The organism is Burkholderia sp. KCJ3K979, from assembly GCF_016759955.1.
Classification (GTDB): Bacteria; Pseudomonadota; Gammaproteobacteria; order Burkholderiales; family Burkholderiaceae; genus Burkholderia; species Burkholderia orbicola.
Genome location: NZ_JACFYV010000464.1, coordinates 1 through 575, shown reverse-complemented (window position 1 = coordinate 575; position 575 = coordinate 1). Strand labels below are relative to the sequence as shown.

The window sequence follows — 575 nt, the reverse complement described above, 5'->3', positions numbered from 1 at the left end:
CCCGCCTCGGTTTCGCGTCGCGCATCGTCGACAACCCCGTCGACGGCGGCGGGCCGTTCCTGCTCGCGTCGCGCCACGAAGACGACGCGCTGCCGACCGTGCTGATCTACGGCCACGGCGACGTCGTGCGCGGCTACGACGCGCAGTGGCGCGCGCCGCTGTCGCCGTGGACGCTGACGGCCGACGGCGACCGCTGGTACGGCCGCGGCAGCGCCGACAACAAGGGCCAGCACACGATCAACCTGGCCGCGCTGGCGAGCGTGCTCCACGCACGCGGCGGCCGGCTCGGCTTCAACGCGAAGCTGCTGATCGAGATGGGCGAGGAAACCGGCTCGCCGGGCCTCGACGCGCTGTGCCGCCAGGAGCGCGACGCGCTCGCGGCCGACGTGCTGATCGCGTCCGACGGCCCGCGCATCGCCGCCGCGCGCCCGACGGTATTCCTCGGCTCGCGCGGTGCGGTCAACTTCAAGCTGAGCCTGCGCGCCCGCGACGGCGCGCATCACTCCGGCAACTGGGGCGGATTGCTGCGCAACCCGGCGATCGTGCTCGCGCATGCGCTCGCGAGCCTCGTCGAC

At 73.9% G+C, this 575-nt stretch carries 1 protein-coding gene; it reads left to right on the top strand.

Annotation, left to right across the window (positions count from 1 at the left end; genetic code table 11):
- Positions 1-575 (top strand): M20/M25/M40 family metallo-hydrolase (locus tag H3O04_RS35645; protein WP_202589547.1); only part of this gene is annotated, 575 nt, incomplete at both ends.